Source organism: Frankia sp. AgKG'84/4 (assembly GCF_023242965.2).
Taxonomy (GTDB): Bacteria; Actinomycetota; Actinomycetes; order Frankiales; family Frankiaceae; genus Frankia.
Genome location: NZ_JALKFU020000663.1, coordinates 1 through 622 on the forward strand (window position 1 = coordinate 1; position 622 = coordinate 622).

Sequence of the window (622 nt, forward strand, 5' to 3'; positions counted from 1 at the left end):
GTGCGCAGGCTGGCCAGGGCGGCCGGCAGGTTCCAGGCGGCCCGGTCGCGGCGGCCGACGGGATTGCTCACGGCGCGGATCTCCGCGGCGGGGACGCCGTAGGCCTGCGCGGCCAGCGCGACGGCGTAGCCTTCCATCGCCTCCGCCACCGGATCCAGCCGCTCGGTCAGGGCGGCGGCCCGGCGCTCCGTGCCGGTCACGGTCGAGACGCTGACCACGGTACCGGTGATGACCCGCCGGCCGGTGGCGTCGAGCACCAGGCCGAGCCGGGACGTCAGGGCGGCCTCCGGTTGGACGGTGGACGAGCCGAGCCCCAGGTCGTCAAGGGTGAGGAAGGCGCCGTCAGCGCTGCGGCTGCCATTGCCGCGGTGGGTGGGCGCGCCGGTCGAGTGGAAGCCGAGATTGCGGTCGATCTCGCTGATCCGCTCGGCGGGCCGCACCGGCTCCTCGTCGACGCCGGACTCGGCGCCCAGGTCGGCGGCGACCAGGCGATCGGCGACGACCAGATCGCCGATCTCGGTCCAGCCGCGGAAACCGCCCGCGACACCCATCGTCAGCACCAGGTCGAACGGCTGGCCCGCGGCGCCCGCGACGGCCAGCGCCGTCGCGGCGCCGGCAGCGG

The 622-nt window shown here is 76.2% G+C and carries 1 protein-coding gene; it reads right to left on the reverse strand.

Annotated features, from left to right (window positions below; genetic code table 11):
- Positions 1–622 (reverse strand): futalosine hydrolase (gene mqnB, locus MXD58_RS24515; protein ID WP_250610027.1); only part of this gene is annotated, 622 nt, incomplete at both ends.